Origin of the sequence: Franconibacter daqui (assembly GCF_014644275.1) — a bacterium.
In the GTDB taxonomy this organism is placed as follows: Bacteria; Pseudomonadota; Gammaproteobacteria; order Enterobacterales; family Enterobacteriaceae; genus Franconibacter; species Franconibacter pulveris.
Genome location: NZ_BMKJ01000001.1, coordinates 1,590,733 through 1,605,224, shown reverse-complemented (window position 1 = coordinate 1,605,224; position 14,492 = coordinate 1,590,733). Strand labels below are relative to the sequence as shown.

At 55.5% G+C, this 14,492-nt stretch carries 15 protein-coding genes; 9 read left to right on the top strand and 6 right to left on the bottom strand.

All coding sequences use genetic code 11. The annotated features are described in order from the left end of the window. Positions 1-27: 27 nt before the first annotated feature. Positions 28-957, bottom strand: a complete 930-nt coding sequence (locus tag IEX01_RS07620; protein ID WP_188723594.1) for an aromatic alcohol reductase — start codon at positions 955-957, stop codon at positions 28-30. A gap of 144 nt (positions 958-1,101) precedes the next feature. Here IEX01_RS07620 and IEX01_RS07615 point away from each other — a divergent pair, with 144 nt between their 5' ends. Next, positions 1,102-2,016 (top strand): LysR family transcriptional regulator, encoded by a 915-nt coding sequence (locus tag IEX01_RS07615; protein ID WP_188723593.1) that lies wholly within the window; start codon positions 1,102-1,104, stop codon positions 2,014-2,016. A 104-nt stretch (positions 2,017-2,120) separates the two neighbouring features. Here the strand turns inward: IEX01_RS07615 and IEX01_RS07610 are convergent, their stop codons facing one another. Continuing rightward, complete coding sequence (locus IEX01_RS07610) at positions 2,121-3,056, bottom strand: AraC family transcriptional regulator (protein ID WP_188723592.1); 936 nt, start codon at positions 3,054-3,056, stop codon at positions 2,121-2,123. 98 nt (positions 3,057-3,154) lie between these two features. Between IEX01_RS07610 and IEX01_RS07605 the strand changes: the two genes are divergently transcribed. Further along, positions 3,155-3,898: an SDR family oxidoreductase gene (locus IEX01_RS07605; RefSeq protein WP_188723591.1), complete on the top strand. Its 744-nt coding sequence runs from the start codon at positions 3,155-3,157 to the stop codon at positions 3,896-3,898. 105 nt (positions 3,899-4,003) lie between these two features. Here IEX01_RS07605 and IEX01_RS07600 read toward each other — a convergent pair whose 3' ends face one another. Then, positions 4,004-4,222, bottom strand: a complete 219-nt coding sequence (locus IEX01_RS07600) for a KTSC domain-containing protein (RefSeq protein ID WP_024557711.1) — start codon at positions 4,220-4,222, stop codon at positions 4,004-4,006. Positions 4,223-4,457: 235 nt separating this feature from the next. On the opposite strand from IEX01_RS07600, the gene IEX01_RS07595 reads away from it, so the two are divergent. The 4 genes from IEX01_RS07595 (at position 4,458) to ynaL (ending at position 6,870) form a co-directional block, all read left to right on the top strand. Further along, positions 4,458-4,643, top strand: coding sequence for a hypothetical protein (locus tag IEX01_RS07595; protein WP_024557710.1), 186 nt, complete (start codon positions 4,458-4,460; stop codon positions 4,641-4,643). A gap of 295 nt (positions 4,644-4,938) precedes the next feature. Next, a complete protein-coding gene (locus tag IEX01_RS07590; protein ID WP_071788484.1) occupies positions 4,939-5,112 on the top strand; it encodes a GhoT/OrtT family toxin in 174 nt (57 codons plus the stop codon). Between the two features lie 343 nt (positions 5,113-5,455). After that, entirely contained in the window at positions 5,456-6,439 is a 984-nt protein-coding gene (gene zntB, locus IEX01_RS07585; protein ID WP_024557709.1) for a zinc transporter ZntB, read from the top strand. A 278-nt stretch (positions 6,440-6,717) separates the two neighbouring features. Then, positions 6,718-6,870 carry a proline-rich small protein YnaL gene (gene ynaL / locus IEX01_RS07580; RefSeq protein WP_154663427.1) on the top strand — a complete coding sequence of 51 codons (153 nt, stop codon included), beginning with the start codon at positions 6,718-6,720 and terminating at the stop codon, positions 6,868-6,870. A 51-nt stretch (positions 6,871-6,921) separates the two neighbouring features. On the opposite strand, the gene ttcA is transcribed toward ynaL, so the two are convergent. Then, positions 6,922-7,857 (bottom strand): tRNA 2-thiocytidine(32) synthetase TtcA, encoded by a 936-nt coding sequence (ttcA, locus tag IEX01_RS07575; RefSeq protein ID WP_188723590.1) that lies wholly within the window; start codon positions 7,855-7,857, stop codon positions 6,922-6,924. 515 nt (positions 7,858-8,372) lie between these two features. Here ttcA and cspE point away from each other — a divergent pair. The 3 genes from cspE (at position 8,373) to dbpA (ending at position 10,361) form a co-directional block, all read left to right on the top strand. Beyond that, positions 8,373-8,585 (top strand): transcription antiterminator/RNA stability regulator CspE, encoded by a 213-nt coding sequence (gene cspE / locus IEX01_RS07570; RefSeq protein WP_024557707.1) that lies wholly within the window; start codon positions 8,373-8,375, stop codon positions 8,583-8,585. 16 nt (positions 8,586-8,601) lie between these two features. Next, complete coding sequence (gene ymcF, locus IEX01_RS21545; RefSeq protein WP_071788483.1) at positions 8,602-8,784, top strand: cold shock small protein YmcF; 183 nt, start codon at positions 8,602-8,604, stop codon at positions 8,782-8,784. Between the two features lie 197 nt (positions 8,785-8,981). Continuing rightward, on the top strand, positions 8,982-10,361 hold the full coding sequence (gene dbpA, locus IEX01_RS07565) for an ATP-dependent RNA helicase DbpA (RefSeq protein WP_188723589.1): 1,380 nt from the start codon (positions 8,982-8,984) through the stop codon (positions 10,359-10,361). A gap of 41 nt (positions 10,362-10,402) precedes the next feature. Here the strand turns inward: dbpA and nifJ are convergent, their stop codons facing one another. After that, a complete protein-coding gene (gene nifJ, locus IEX01_RS07560) occupies positions 10,403-13,933 on the bottom strand; it encodes a pyruvate:ferredoxin (flavodoxin) oxidoreductase (RefSeq protein ID WP_188723588.1) in 3,531 nt (1,176 codons plus the stop codon). A 170-nt stretch (positions 13,934-14,103) separates the two neighbouring features. Further along, on the bottom strand, positions 14,104-14,319 hold the full coding sequence (gene fumD, locus IEX01_RS07555) for a fumarate hydratase FumD (RefSeq protein WP_024557704.1): 216 nt from the start codon (positions 14,317-14,319) through the stop codon (positions 14,104-14,106). Between the last annotated feature and the right edge of the window lie 173 nt (positions 14,320-14,492).

Here is a 14,492-nt window from a genome sequence, read left to right as displayed (position 1 = left end):
GGCGTGGCTCCTGAACAGAAAAGTGAGTTAAATTAACGCCCTGAGCCAGGACTCAATATCCTGGGTTGGGAAATTATTCCGTACATTCCAGGTTTCATTTAATGGCCACCACACACCCTCTCCCCGGGCGAAAGCCGCCCGATAGCGGAGCATCGGGTCATCCGGGTTCAAATGCAGCGCATTCTGAAGCGCTGGCAGCGTAAAAACGGTTCTGGAAAAGGATTGCTGCGTTACCCGCTCGACCGTTTCCGCCAGTTTTCCGTAGGAGGTCGTTTCACCCGCCACAAATACCACTTCGTTTGCAATACGAGGTTGATGGAAATAAATGGCGCTGGTCAGTCGGCCTATATCCGCAGGTGACGTGACGGTGATTTGGGTTTCCCAGCCGCCCAGCGCATTGATCGTTTTTTTAGCTAAGTTCACGACATCAAAGGCGGGTTCAAAGAGAAAACTGGTAAACATTCCGGTTGAAATAATGACCCATTCCGTTGCGTTCTGTGCGCGCAATAACGTCCTGACATCATACTGTTCGTCCCAGACGGGCTGGCCGCTTCCTTTACCGACGACATCGTAATTAACGCCAAACTGCCAGGGGAAATAGCGTTTAACGCCCGCTTCAAGCACTGCGCGCGTGATCCTGATTTGTGTGCCCGCTCCGGCGACAAAGCCCATGCAATTGATGACCGTATCAAATGCTTTCATCTGCGCTGATAGTGTTTGAGTGGTGCTGGCCGCAATATCCAGCGCAATAAACTCTGCGCCCGCGTCAGCATATTTCTGATGCACAGCCGATCGTAGTTTGCCCTGGTTATCCCATGAGCCGGGCGAGACAATGACAGCGACGCTGCTCATCATGGCCCTTGCCGCCGGCACAAGCGTATCCAGAACGGCAGCGCCCAATTGTCCTGCCCCCAGCACTAATATTTTTTCGCCTGCAGTAGAATTATGTTGTTGCATCAGGAACCCTCTCTCTTTCAGGCAGCAAGGTTACTGCGTGTAGGGTAAGTTTACGGCGAGGGTTTTCATTCGATAAGCTGGCAGGCATGGGTTAGATTGTTCGCTTAAATGGCACAATTGCCGCCTTCGGGTGCAGGAGAGACGATGGATAAGCTTGAATCAATGAAGGTCTATGTTTCGGTGGTGGATACCCAAAGTTTCGCCAGAGCGGCGGAAGTGCTGGGACTTCCACGCTCGACCGTGTCGCGAGTGATTAAGGAGCTGGAATCCTGGCTTGGCATTCAGCTTTTACAGCGCACCACCCGCAAACTCAGCGTGACCGCCGATGGGCGCACTTACTACGAAGAATGCAGACGGATCCTGACTGATATCGCGACCATGGAGTCCTCCTTCCCGGGCCTGTCTTCCCAACCCAAAGGCCGCTTTAAGGTGGGGATGCCGCAATCTCTCGCCCGGCACTGTTTCATCCCCCGTCTCCAGTCATTTTTGCGCCAATACCCCGAACTGGAGCTGATGCTTTGTTCAAGTGACAACGTGGAGGACATCATACAGGAAGGGTATGACTGCGTTATCCGCACCGGAAGAATCGAGGATTCAACCACGCTGGTGGCCCGTCCGCTCGCGAATTTTAAATGGGCGGTGCTGGCTTCCCCAAACTACCTTGACGCGCATGGCAAACCAGAAACGTTAGACGAGCTGGAAAGGCATCGCGCAGTGGGGTACCTGAACCATCGCACCGGACGCACTACCGAATGGTTTTTTACGCTGGAGGAGGGCGATCGCGCTATCCGTATGAAAGAGACGCTGGTGGTCGACGATACGGATGCCTACATCCAGGCAGGAATAGCGGGTATCGGCTTAATTCGCGCCGCCAGCTACCTGGTCGCCCCGTATCTGAAGAGCGGGGAGCTCGTTGCCTGCCTGGATAATTACGCGTTTGATCTACCTTTATCGCTGGTATATCCGCAAACCCGCTACCTTCCGCCGGCAGTGCGCGCATTTTATGACTGGAGCCGAACCGTATTGAATCAATCCGTGACTCATGAAGTAAGAGAATGACTGGGTGAGGCATCAGGCACGCGGTTGACTGGCGAATGAGGCGCCCGTTTGGCGTTTAGCAAACAACCCGCCCGCGCGGGAAGCAGTCAACAGAAGACGCAAAATCAGACGGTAGACCCTGAGTTGTTTACATCAGTGTGTTTCCCGCTGCGTTGCTGAGCATATCTTCCTGGCGGAAGGCCGACATGGCGGGTAAACGCCACGCTGAACGCGCTGGCGGAGTTATAACCAATGTGTTCCGCCACCGCAGAGATACTGACGCCAGACCGGCAAAGCAACTGCATGGCAAGCGTCATTCGCCACGACTGGAGATATCCCATCGGCGTGATGCCCGTCATTGCCGTGAAACGCTCGAACAAGGTTGAGCGCGATAAGGCGCAGCCGCTTGCCAGTTCCTTTACCGTCCAGCGGCGGGCCGGCTGCTGGTGTATGAGCCGTATCGCCTGCGCGATGCGGGGATCAGCCAGGCCGCGCATCAGGCCAGGCGTGGCAAGCGTTTCTGTTGAGCGGATAGCCTCAATAAAAAGCAATTCAATAATTCGGGCAAGAATGAAATCTTTTCCAGAACGCTGCGCCTGCGCTTCATCTCTGAGCAGGGCGACGAGCAGCGCCAGACGCTTTTCATCGCGCGCTAAAACAAACTCTGGCAGAAGCGAAACCAGCAGACCGGCATCCGATGAATCAGACACACAGTGTCCTAGCAACGCCAGCACTTGCGCAGGCGCGTGCAGATCCCCAAGCCTGAAATGCCCGTCTGCCACCTTTACCGGGAGCGTGTCTTCAGCATCGGCAGCAGGAGGGATAATGCTGGTCAATGCGAAATGGTAAGCCGCCGGTATCAAAACAAAATCACCGGCATTCAGCGTGAGCGGGTCATGATGTTCTAACTCAAGCCGACAGGCCCCCTCAAGAACGGCGCAGTAAAACGGCTGCCCCTGCTCTGAACGCCGCACTCGCCAGGCATCTGTACCAGTAATGGTTTTGGACAGCGCCGCCCTGAGCTTAAGCATGGCGATCACTTCCGCTAATGGGTCGGTCATTTCCGGACTCTCGCTAAAGAAACAGGGATTCCTGAATATATATCGTCCAGCGGCAGGCGTCTATTATTCGTACAGGCACATCACTGACTGGAGTACACATGAAAACGGTTATGATTACCGGCTGTTCATCAGGGTTTGGTCTCGAAACAGCACATTATTTTTTAGCGCAAGGCTGGAACGTTATCGCCACCATGCGCGAACCCACAGAAAACTTTCTGCCCTCGGGCGAACGTTTACGTCTGCTGCGCCTGGACGTGACAAATCAGGAGAGCATCAATCGGGCTATCGCTGAGGCCGGGCATATTGACGTACTGGTAAACAATGCGGGCGTCGGCATGCTAAATGCGCTGGAGGGCGTTTCTGCGGATACCGTGAGGGAAGTGTTTGAAACCAATACGCTTGGGACGATTGCGATGACCCGCGCCGTACTCCCGCAGTTCAGAGAGCGACGCGCAGGTGTGGTTATCAACGTGACTTCCGCTGTCACCCTCAAGCCGCTGCCTCTGCTTGCGGTTTACTCCGCCAGCAAGGCGGCGGTGAACGCTTTCACCGAATCTCTGGCCATGGAAGTCAGTCCGTTCAATATCCGCGTGGGGCTTATCCTGCCGGGACGCTCGCCAGCGACCCGTTTTGGTGAAAATGCCCAACGCATCATGGGCACTATTCCTGCGGATTACAGGGAGCTGAGCCAGCGTGTATTTAACGGTATGGCTGAAAGCGAAAGGGTTACGCATCCTGCGGATGTCGCAAAAGCAATCTGGCAGATGGCAAACGATCCTGCTGCGCCGATGCGCCTCCCGGCAGGCGAGGATGCGCTGGAAATGGCAGGCCTGCTTGCGTAAGTTAAAAGCATTGAAACAGCGAGCCTGGTTTATAAACCGCTTTGCCGTGCCAGCGCATCCTGTTGCGCGGCTCAGGGTTAACGACAGGCCGACTGGCGTCATTTTTTAACCGCCTTCGACGCGCCGGAAGGGGTATCGCTCCCGGATGGCGCGATCGAAATAGCGCCCTTTTGATGGCGCACGCATCAGTTGCGCCCAGGTCTGCTGCGGCACGTTAAGATAGTGATAAACGGTGCCGTTGCGAAAGGCGATTTCCAGCACCCGGTTATCCATGTCATAGCCCACCGAATCAAGACTCGAAGAGACCACATTCTCTCGTTGCAATGCATTATCTCCACAGGGGTAATGTAAATAGTATAAATGCAGAAAGAGGCGTCAGAAATTCATCTGGCAGGAGAGTGATATGGGGATGAAATAAGCCAAAAGAAGCGGTTAAAATAAAAAAAGCTCCAGCGTAACGAGAGAAGATTTGCAAAAAATAAATTGGACAACGTCCCGGTAAAATAACACGACCTGGCTATACTCAGTGCTCCTGATACAGGTTTTTATGGGGGTGTGTATGACAGACCGTCCTGATTATGATGAGCCTTTACCGGATGACGAATCCGTACCGCTGGATGATGATGAGCCATTAGACGATCCGCTGGATGAGGATGATGACTATATCGACTCGCCAGAGGATGGCGCGGATGATATCGACCCGCTTGATGATGACGAAGATATCGATGATACGCGCCCGTTATGAGGCTTAAATGCCGAATAATCAGCCGCCTGCGGGCGGCTTTTTTATGTCGCCAGGGAAATGGCTTCCTCCGTGAAGCCGCGATCCCCTGGTGTTGGGATAAGGTCACACTCAGCAAAGTCTGATCACAATTGCGCTTCTGGCAAGCGTAGCCGAAGCTTTTAGGATTTGTACCATACGTATGGTCTGAAAAGTGACGAATGCAGGCGGGGCGTGGGAAAAGGGCGATAAAAAAGTTGATCTGCGTCATAAAAAGTCGCATAGTTCAGCGCCACAAATGCTTACCTTTTGCAACTCCATGACACTCTATCAACATATGCTTATCTTTTACGCCGTAGTGGCGCTGGTCGCTGCGGTCATCACGTTTTTCATCGCTAAAGACCGGATGCGCATCAAGCTGCTGAGCGCGGCGCTGGTAGGAGCGACCTGGCCGATGAGTTTTCCTGTCGCGCTGCTGGTAGCGTTATTCTGACCGGGCGACCCTTGCGGTTGCCTGGCCGCTGACTTTCTTTTTTGCCCATCAGTTCATCCTTAATCTGGTCGCGCCCTTAAGCCGCTGCGTAATTATGCTGCGGTGGGGTAGTGCTATTCGAAACGGTATTTTCTCTCTTTCTTTTACTCGCCTGAATAAGCGAAGCGTAAAACCAGAAGAGTAAGTTCACTTATTTTTGCCGGGACCTGATTTAATAATCATAAGCAAAAAGAAAGCGCCGAACAGCGTATTGACATGATGTTAAACAGTATCAGACGAAGCGGGTTGCTTCGCGACGCAACGTGGCTAGACTGAGTGAATTGTTATTGCGTAAGGAGGCAAGGTGGACGCAATTAAAGGATCGGATGTGAATGTGCCGGATGCGGTTTTCGCCTGGATGCTGGACGGCAAGGGCGGCGTAAGACCGCTCGACGATGATGAAATAATCGATAAAGACCATCCCTGCTGGTTGCACCTTAACTACACCAACCCGGAAAGCGCGCAGTGGCTCGCCACGACGCCCTTGCTGCCGAACGCCGTGCGCGATGCGCTGGCGGGAGAGAGCTTGCGGCCGCGAGTCACGCGCATGGGGGAGGGAACGCTTATTACGCTACGCTGCATCAACGGCAGCACCGATGAACGCCCCGACCAGCTTGTGGCGATGCGCCTGTACATGGACGAACGGCTGATTGTCTCAACGCGTCAGCGCAAAGTCCTGGCGCTGGATGATGTGGTAAATGACCTGAATGAGGGCTCCGGTCCGACGGACGGCGGCAGCTGGCTTGTGGATATTTGCGATGCGCTGACCGATCACGCCAGCGAATTTATCGAAGAGCTGCACGATAAAATTATCGATCTCGAAGATAACTTACTCGACCAGCAGGTACCGCCGCGCGGTCATCTTGCCCTGTTGCGTAAGCAGCTCATCGTGATGAGGCGCTACATGACGCCGCAACGCGACGTCTATTCCCGCCTCGCCAGCGAGCGTTTTAACTGGATGAGCGATGACCATCGTCGCCGTATGCAGGATATTTCGGACCGGCTTGGCAGGGGGCTTGATGAAATCGACGCCTGTATCGCCCGTACGGCCGTGATGTCTGATGAAATTTCCCAGCTGATGCAGGAGTCGCTGGCGCGCCGCAGCTATACCATGTCGCTGATGGCGATGGTGTTTCTGCCCAGCACCTTTTTAACCGGTCTGTTTGGCGTTAACCTCGGCGGCATTCCCGGCGGCGAATGGCACTTCGGCTTTAGCCTGTTCTGTATGCTGTTGGTGGTATTGATAGGCGGCGTTACGTGGTGGTTACATCGCAGTAAATGGCTGTAAATATTAACTATTTTAACAAAATATAAACATGAAAAGGCGGTTTAACTTGAGCCATATCAAAACATGCGCTCTCTTTTCGGGGCATTATCTCTCTCGCAGGTGAATGCAACGTCAAGCGATGGGCGTTGCGCTCCATATTGTCTTACTTCCTTTTTTGAATTACTGCATAGCACAATTGATTCGTACGACGCCGACTGAATAAGTCGGCTTTTTTTTGCCTCTTTATCCTGAGCCACTACGCTTAAAGGGACAGCATCTCCCACTTTCAGGAGGCAAGCATGAACGATGATTTTGCGCGACGCATGAGCGACCCTGTACCCACCGACCCGGTGCCCGTACCCGATCCTATCCCTAAACCGCAGCCCATTCCTGACCCGCCGCTTGAGCCAGACCCGAAACCGATTGTCGATCCGCCGCCGCATATGCGCTAAGCGCGTTGAAAAATGTGCCCCGCAGAATGCGGGGCACAAATAAAGAAGAGATTATTTGATTTCGAGCACGTCAAGACGCAGGGCAAGCGGATCGTTGTCCTCTTCTTCCGGCTGCCAGCCGACTGGCTGCATCGGGATCGCTTCACGGTCGAAGGCGAGATCGCCGCCGGCCACCACTTCCGCGCCGTGCTGAAGGCCTTTGAAGTCGAAAAGCGCTGTATCGCACAGGTGTGAAGGCACCACGTTCTGCATCGCGCTGAACATGGTTTCGATGCGGCCCGGATAGCGCTTGTCCCAGTCGCGCAGCATATCGGCAATCACCTGGCGCTGCAGATTCGGCTGCGACCCGCAGAGGTTGCACGGAATAATCGGGAAGCCTTTCGCTGTAGAAAAGCGTTCGATATCTTTCTCGCGGCAGTAGGCGAGGGGACGAATGACGATATGTTTGCCGTCATCACTCATCAGCTTCGGCGGCATGCCTTTCATCTTGCCGCCGTAGAACATATTCAAAAACAGCGTCTGCAGAATATCGTCGCGGTGATGGCCCAGCGCGATTTTCGTCGCGCCAAGCTCGGTCGCGGTACGGTAGAGAATGCCGCGGCGCAGGCGGGAACAGAGTGAACAGGTGGTTTTCCCTTCCGGGATCTTCTCTTTCACGATGCCGTAAGTGTTCTCTTCGACAATTTTGTATTCCACGCCAAGAGAATCAAGGTATTGCGGCAGAATATGCTCCGGGAAGCCTGGCTGTTTCTGGTCAAGGTTTACCGCGACCAGACTGAAATTCACCGGCGCGCTCTGTTGCAGATTGCGCAGGATCTCCAGCATGGTATAGCTGTCTTTGCCGCCAGAAAGGCAAACCATAATGCGGTCGCCTTCTTCAATCATGTTGAAATCGGCGATGGCTTCGCCTACGTTGCGGCGCAGGCGCTTCTGAAGCTTGTTGAGGTTATACTGCTCTTTTTTGCTAATTTCTTGATTCTCTGACATTTATTCGTTGTCCACGTTGACAGGTGACGCCAGGATAACAACAGGGCCCAGCGTGCGAGTATGGCGTTAAGCGCAGGTTCAGGCCAGTGGGCTTCACCTTTATAAGGTAAACGCCGGCGGGTTTTCGCGGCGTCCTGCTGCTGCACTCAGTGTGGCGTGTATGGTACGGATTACGGCGGCGAATGCCAGCGCGTTTTACTGCTTAAGCAACAACTTGTTGACAGGGAAATCAAAGACAGCGCTTCGTTTTTTGCCTGGCGGCGGTTGCGGCGAAGAAAAGCATAAAGCGAAGCGCCAGAAAACAATTTAAATATAATGCTTGCGTAAAAAAGAAGGGCGTGCGTTAATAGCGTCCTCGGTTTGATATACAGACCCGATCATAAGCAGTTAGTAAAGCAGTTCTCTCTCAGGCGTTATCCTTCGATACCTCTCCTCTTTGAGTCTCCACTTAAGCTCTGATTAAATTCTGTCTCAGACCTCATTCGCCGGAAGGCTACAATCAAAAAGGTAAAATTATGTCTACTAAAATGACTGGTATCGTTAAATGGTTCAACTCCGAGAAAGGCTTTGGCTTTATTTCTCCGGTTGACGGCAGCAAAGACGTTTTCGTGCATTTTTCTGCAATTCAGAGCGACGCATACCGCACGCTGGAAGAAGGTCAGAAAGTTGAGTTCTCTGTTGAGCAAGGCCAGAAAGGCCCGGCAGCAGCGAACGTGGTTGCTCTTTAAGGACGCCACTAAACTTATGCATTTTAAATGTCCATGCTGCCAGGGATCGCAGTACCGGACGTCGCATTTTGACGTATCGGAAAAGAATCCGTATGGCGCCAAATGTATTTTTTGCAAATCGAATATGCAGGTGAGCATGCAGCCCACGGAATATAAGCGTACTGCAATAATGCAAAACGGTTATCGCGCTGCGCTGTAAATTTATTTGTCCGGGAATAAACTTCACGTTATTTCCATAAAATAAGTAAACAGCCACCTGTAATAAAACCCGCCCTGTGCGGGTTTTTTGCATTTATACAAATACCTTACACGTAAAATCCAGATGCGATTCAACGCGCAAAGCGCGACGCTTTATGCGAGGATACGCGCTTTACGCTTTCTTATGAGCAGAGATTTATGACCCAGGCTTCGTTTTCATCCCTTAACGCACTTCCCCCCGAGCAGCTTAGCAACCTTGAGGCGCTGGGCTACCATACCATGACGCCGGTTCAGGCGGCCTCGCTGCCGGCGATTCTTGCGGGCAGCGACGTGCGGGCGCAGGCGAAAACGGGCAGCGGTAAAACCGCCGCTTTCGGCCTGGGCGTGCTGGCGCGTATGGATGCCTCGCGTTTTTCCACCCAGTCGCTGATCCTGTGCCCGACGCGTGAGCTGGCGGATCAGGTGGCGAATGCGCTGCGCCGTCTGGCGCGCCATCTGCCAAACGTAAAAGTGCTGACGCTTTGCGGCGGCCAGCCGTTCAATATTCAGCGCGATTCGCTCGCCCACGCGCCGCACATTATTGTCGCCACGCCTGGCCGACTGCTGGAGCATCTGGCAAAAGGCACCGTTAAGCTTGACGAGCTCCATACGCTGGTGCTGGATGAGGCGGACCGTATGCTTGATATGGGCTTTAGCGATGACATTGACGAGGTTATCCGCTTTAGCCCGCAACATCGCCAGACGCTGCTCTTTTCCGCCACCTGGCCTGCGGCTATCGCCGCGGTGAGCGAAAGGGTACAGCGCAACCCGGTAACGATTGATATCGACAGCGTCGAGGCCTTGCCCGCCGTTGAGCAACGTTTCTTTGAAGTGGCCGGGCGCGAGAAAATCTCCCTGCTGCAAACGCTGCTCAGCGAACGTCAGCCCGCTTCCTGCGTGGTTTTTTGCAATACCCGCAAAGCCTGCCAGGAGGTATGCGACGCGCTCAACGCCAGCGAGCAGAGCGCGCTGGCGCTGCATGGCGTTATGGAGCAACGCGACCGCGACCAGACGCTGGTGCGCTTTGCCAACGGCAGCAGCCGCGTGCTGGTGGCGACTGACGTGGCGGCCCGCGGCCTGGATATTAAGGCTCTGGAGATGGTTATCAACTTTGAGCTCGCCTGGGAGCCGCAGGTGCACGTGCATCGCATCGGCCGCACCGCCCGTGCGGGGGAGCAGGGGCTGGCAGTCAGCTTCTGCGCCCCGGAAGAGATTGCGCGGGCCAATGCGCTGGCGGATATGCTCAAGCTTGATATCGACTGGCAAACGCCGCCCGCGCGCCGCATAGTGAAGCCGCTGGAAGCGGAAATGGCGACGCTGTGCATCGATGGCGGCAAAAAAGCCAAAATGCGTCCGGGCGACGTGCTCGGCGCGCTGACGGGTGATGTGGGCTTAAGCGCGGCGGATATCGGCAAGATAGACGTTTATCCGGTACATGTTTACGTGGCGGTGCGTCAGGCGCAGGCACGTAAAGCGTACAAGCAACTGCAGCAGGGCAAAATCAAGGGCAAAAGCTGCCGCGTGCGCTTCCTGAGCTGATATCTTTCCTGTAAAAAAGGCCGCTTTCGCGGCCTTTTTACTTACTCGGTGCTGGTTCTTTCCGCCTTGCCCGCCATTTGCGCCAGGAAGTCGTAGCGCTTTTGCAGGTCAGCGGCGGCGTCCTTCCACAGCTGCTCCGCCACGTCGGGCTGTTGCGCGTTCAGGCGACGGAAGCGTTGCTCGGCAAGCAGCGTTTCCGCCAGCGCATCGGAAGGCGGACGCGAATCGAGCGCCAGCGGCAGCTTGCCCTCCTCAGCGCGGCGCGGGTCGAAGCGGTAGAGCGGCCAGAAGCCGGTCGCGGTGAGCTGTCGCATCTGGTCATGGCTCAGCGCCAGATCGTAGCCGTGCTCTTCGCAGGGGCTGTAAGCGATGATAAGTGAAGGACCAGGGTACGCCTCCGCTTCCTGTATCGCCTTCACCGTCTGGTTAAGCTGCGCGCCAAGCGAGATTTGCGCTACATAAACATGGCCGTACATCATCATGCTGACGCCCAGATCCTTACGGGCTTTACGCTTGCCATGCTCGCCAAATTTTGTGACGGCGCCGAGCGGCGTCGCTTTCGACGCCTGGCCGCCGGTATTGGAGTAACACTGGGTATCGAGTACGAGGATATTAACGTTTTCAGTCAGGCTCAGAACATGGTCAAGACCGCCAAAACCGATATCGTACGCCCAGCCATCGCCGCCGATAAGCCAGATTGATTTTTCCACCAGCGCATCGGCATCGGTCAGAAGCTGTTGCGCATCGACGTCATCGATATTCGCCAGCTGCTGGCGCAGCGCGGCTACCTGTTCCCGGCGCACTGGTGGCGTCGCCTCAGCGCGCAGTTGCGCGTTCAGCTCGGGAGTAAGCCTGTCGGCAAACTTATCCAGCAGGCGCATCACTCGCGCTTTGTGCTGGTCTACCGTCAGGCGAAAGCCAAGCCCAAACTCCGCGTTATCTTCGAAGAGTGAATTCGCCCATGCCGGGCCGCGGCCGTTGGCATCGGTGGTGTAAGGCGTGGAGGGCAGGTTGCCGCCATAAATCGAGGAGCAGCCGGTGGCGTTGGCAATCAGCAAGCGGTCGCCGTAAAGCTGGGTCAGCAGCTTAATGTAGGGCGTTTCGCCGCAGCCGGAACAGGCGCCGGAGTATTCAAACAGCGGCGTAATCAGCTGCGAGGTACGAATATCGATGCGCTCAAGCGCGGTGCGGTCGATCTCCGGCAGGCTGAGGAAAAAGTCGTAATGCACTTTCTCTTCTTCCACATGCTCAAGGCGGGACATCATGTTGATGGCCTTAACCTCCGGGTTTTCACGATCTTTCGCCGGGCACACTTCCACGCAGAGGTTGCAGCCGGTGCAATCTTCAGGCGCAACCTGCAATACATATTTCTGGCCGCGCATATCGCGAGATTTCACATCCAGCGAATTCAGCGAGGCCGGGGCGTCACTCATTGCTTCAGGGGAAACCACTTTGGCGCGTATCGCCGAATGCGGACAGGCGGCGACACAGTGGTTGCACTGGGTGCAAAGTTCAGGTTTCCAGATGGGGATCGCTTCCGCGATATTGCGTTTTTCCCAGCGGGTGGTGCCGAGCGGCCAGGTGCCGTCTGGCGGCAGCGCGGAGACCGGCAACGCGTCGCCAAGGCCCGCCAGCATGGCGGCGGTAACGGTTTTGACAAAATCGGGCGCGGCGTCGGAAACGACCGGCGGACGCAGCGGGCTTTGCGGGTTAACCGCTTCACGGCTGACCTCAAACAGCGATTCGCGGGCCAGCGCCAGCGCCTGCCAGTTGCGCTCCACCAGCTCCTGGCCTTTGCTGCTGTAGCTTTTGGCAATCGCGGCCTGCAGCGCCTGTAGCGCGGCGTCGCCGGGCAGGATCTGCGTGAGGTGGAAAAACGCCATCTGCATAACGGTGTTAATGCGCGCGCCAAGGCCGCACTCGCGGGCGATTTTCGCCGCGTTAACCACGTACACTTTCGCGTGTTTATGGTTCAGTACCGCCTGCACCTCTTGCGGAAGCCGGCGCCACACTTCATCCGGCGCATAAGGCGTATTGATAAGGAAAATGCCGCCGGGTTTTAGCCGTTCGGCCATCTGGTATTTATCGATAAACTGCAGCTGGTGGCAGCCGACAAAATCTGCCTGGTTCACCAGATAGGCGGAGTTGATCGGCCGCTCGCTGACCCGCAGGTGGGAAACCGTCAGGCCGCCCGCTTTTTTCGAGTCGTAGACAAAATAGCCCTGCGCGTAAAATGGCGTAGCGTTACCGATGATCTTAATGTTGTTTTTGGTGGCGGAAACGCTGCCGTCGCTGCCAAGCCCGTAAAACAGCGCCTCCAGCCTTGCGTGAGAAGGCAGTGTGTTTTCCGGCAATGGTAAAGAAAGATGAGTCACGTCATCGTAAATCCCCACCGTAAAGCGCGCTTTCGGCTGCTGCGCCTTCAGCTCGGTAAACACCGCCAGCGCGCACTCCGGGCCGAACTCTTTTGAGGAAAGCCCGTAACGTCCGCCAATGACGCGCGGCAGGGTTTCGCGCTCGCCTGCGTTGAACGCTTCGGCAAGCGCAGTCATCACATCAAGATAAAGCGGCTCCGCCTGCGCGCCAGGCTCTTTGGTGCGATCGAGCACCGCAATGCGCTTCGCGCTTTGCGGCAATGCCGCCAGTAAATGCTTTGCGCTGAAAGGGCGGTAAAGGCGTACTTTCAGCACGCCCACTTTTTCGCCCTGCGTCAGCAGTTCGTCCACCACCTCTTCGCAGGTGCCGATAGCGGATCCCATTACAACGATAACGCGTTCCGCCTGCGGATGGCCGTAATAGTCAAACGGGCGATAGTGACGACCCGTGGCCTGCGCAAAGTCGTTCATCGCCGTTTCAACATGATCGTAAACGGCGTTGTACCACGGGTTGGTCGCTTCGCGGGACTGGAAGTAAGTGTCGGGGTTGGCGGAGGTGCCGCGGATCACTGGATGCTCCGGGTTCAGCGCGCGGGCGCGGTGAGCGTCGATCTCCGCCTGCGGCATCAGGCTGCGGATGGTGTCGTCCGCCAGCGGCACGATTTTGTTAATTTCATGCGAAGTGCGAAAGCCATCAAAGAAATGGATAAACGGCACGCGGCTTTTCAGGGTGGCGACATGGGAAATCAGCGCAAAGTCCTGCGCTTCCTGCACGCTGCTCGCGCAAAGCATCGCGCAGCCGGTCTGGCGTACCGCCATCACGTCGGAATGGTCGCCGAAAATCGACAACGCATGGGTCGCGACCGTGCGCGCCGCCACGTGCAGCACGAAAGGGGTAAGCTGGCCCGCAAGCTTATAGAGCGTCGGGATCATCAACAACAACCCCTGGGAAGAGGTAAACGAGGTGGAGAGGGCGCCGGTTTGCAGCGCGCCGTGCACCGTGGCGATGGCCCCGGCCTCGGACTGCATCTCCACCACGCGCGGCGTATCGCCCCAGACGTTTTTGAGGCCGTTGCCCGCCCAGGCGTCCGCCTGTTCCGCCATGGTCGAACTGGGGGTGATGGGGTAAATGGCGATGACTTCACTGGTGCGAAACGCCACCGAAGCAACCGCGCCATTGCCGTCGATTGTGATCATAAGTGATCCTTAGAGTGCGCAAAATTGAGGGATGCGTGATACGGCGACGCACCCTGTCGTAATACCTCAATTTTAGCAAAGCGCCAGGCCAGACATTTTCACTTTTGTGTACTGTGTCAGTCAGATGGTAAAAAAACCGTGAAATTATCAGGGAAAACAGGCACGCCGCGCTAAACCTCATACCCCAACGCGCGGATCACCGCTTCCATCGCCTCTTGCGTCAGCTCAGAGCGCTTTACTTTCTGGTTCGCTAAGGCAGTACGCACGACGCCCGCAATAACAATATGTTTAGGCTCCTGGCCGAGGTCGCGCATCTCCAGCACCACTTTGCCCACCACCCGACACATTTCCTGATACAGCGCTTCATCTCTACGTATTTTATCCATATCCGCCTCGTTTTATGGGGGTTTACAGGCAGCATAACATCCGCGAAGCGTAAAGCTAAACAGCGAAGAAATCAGCCCGTTGCCGCATATTGACCGCAGTGAAAAAGCAAACTTTCGCTCTTCGCGCCTTGTCTTGCGCGTGTGAACAAGCGAAACGGCTGAAGAAGTAGAAT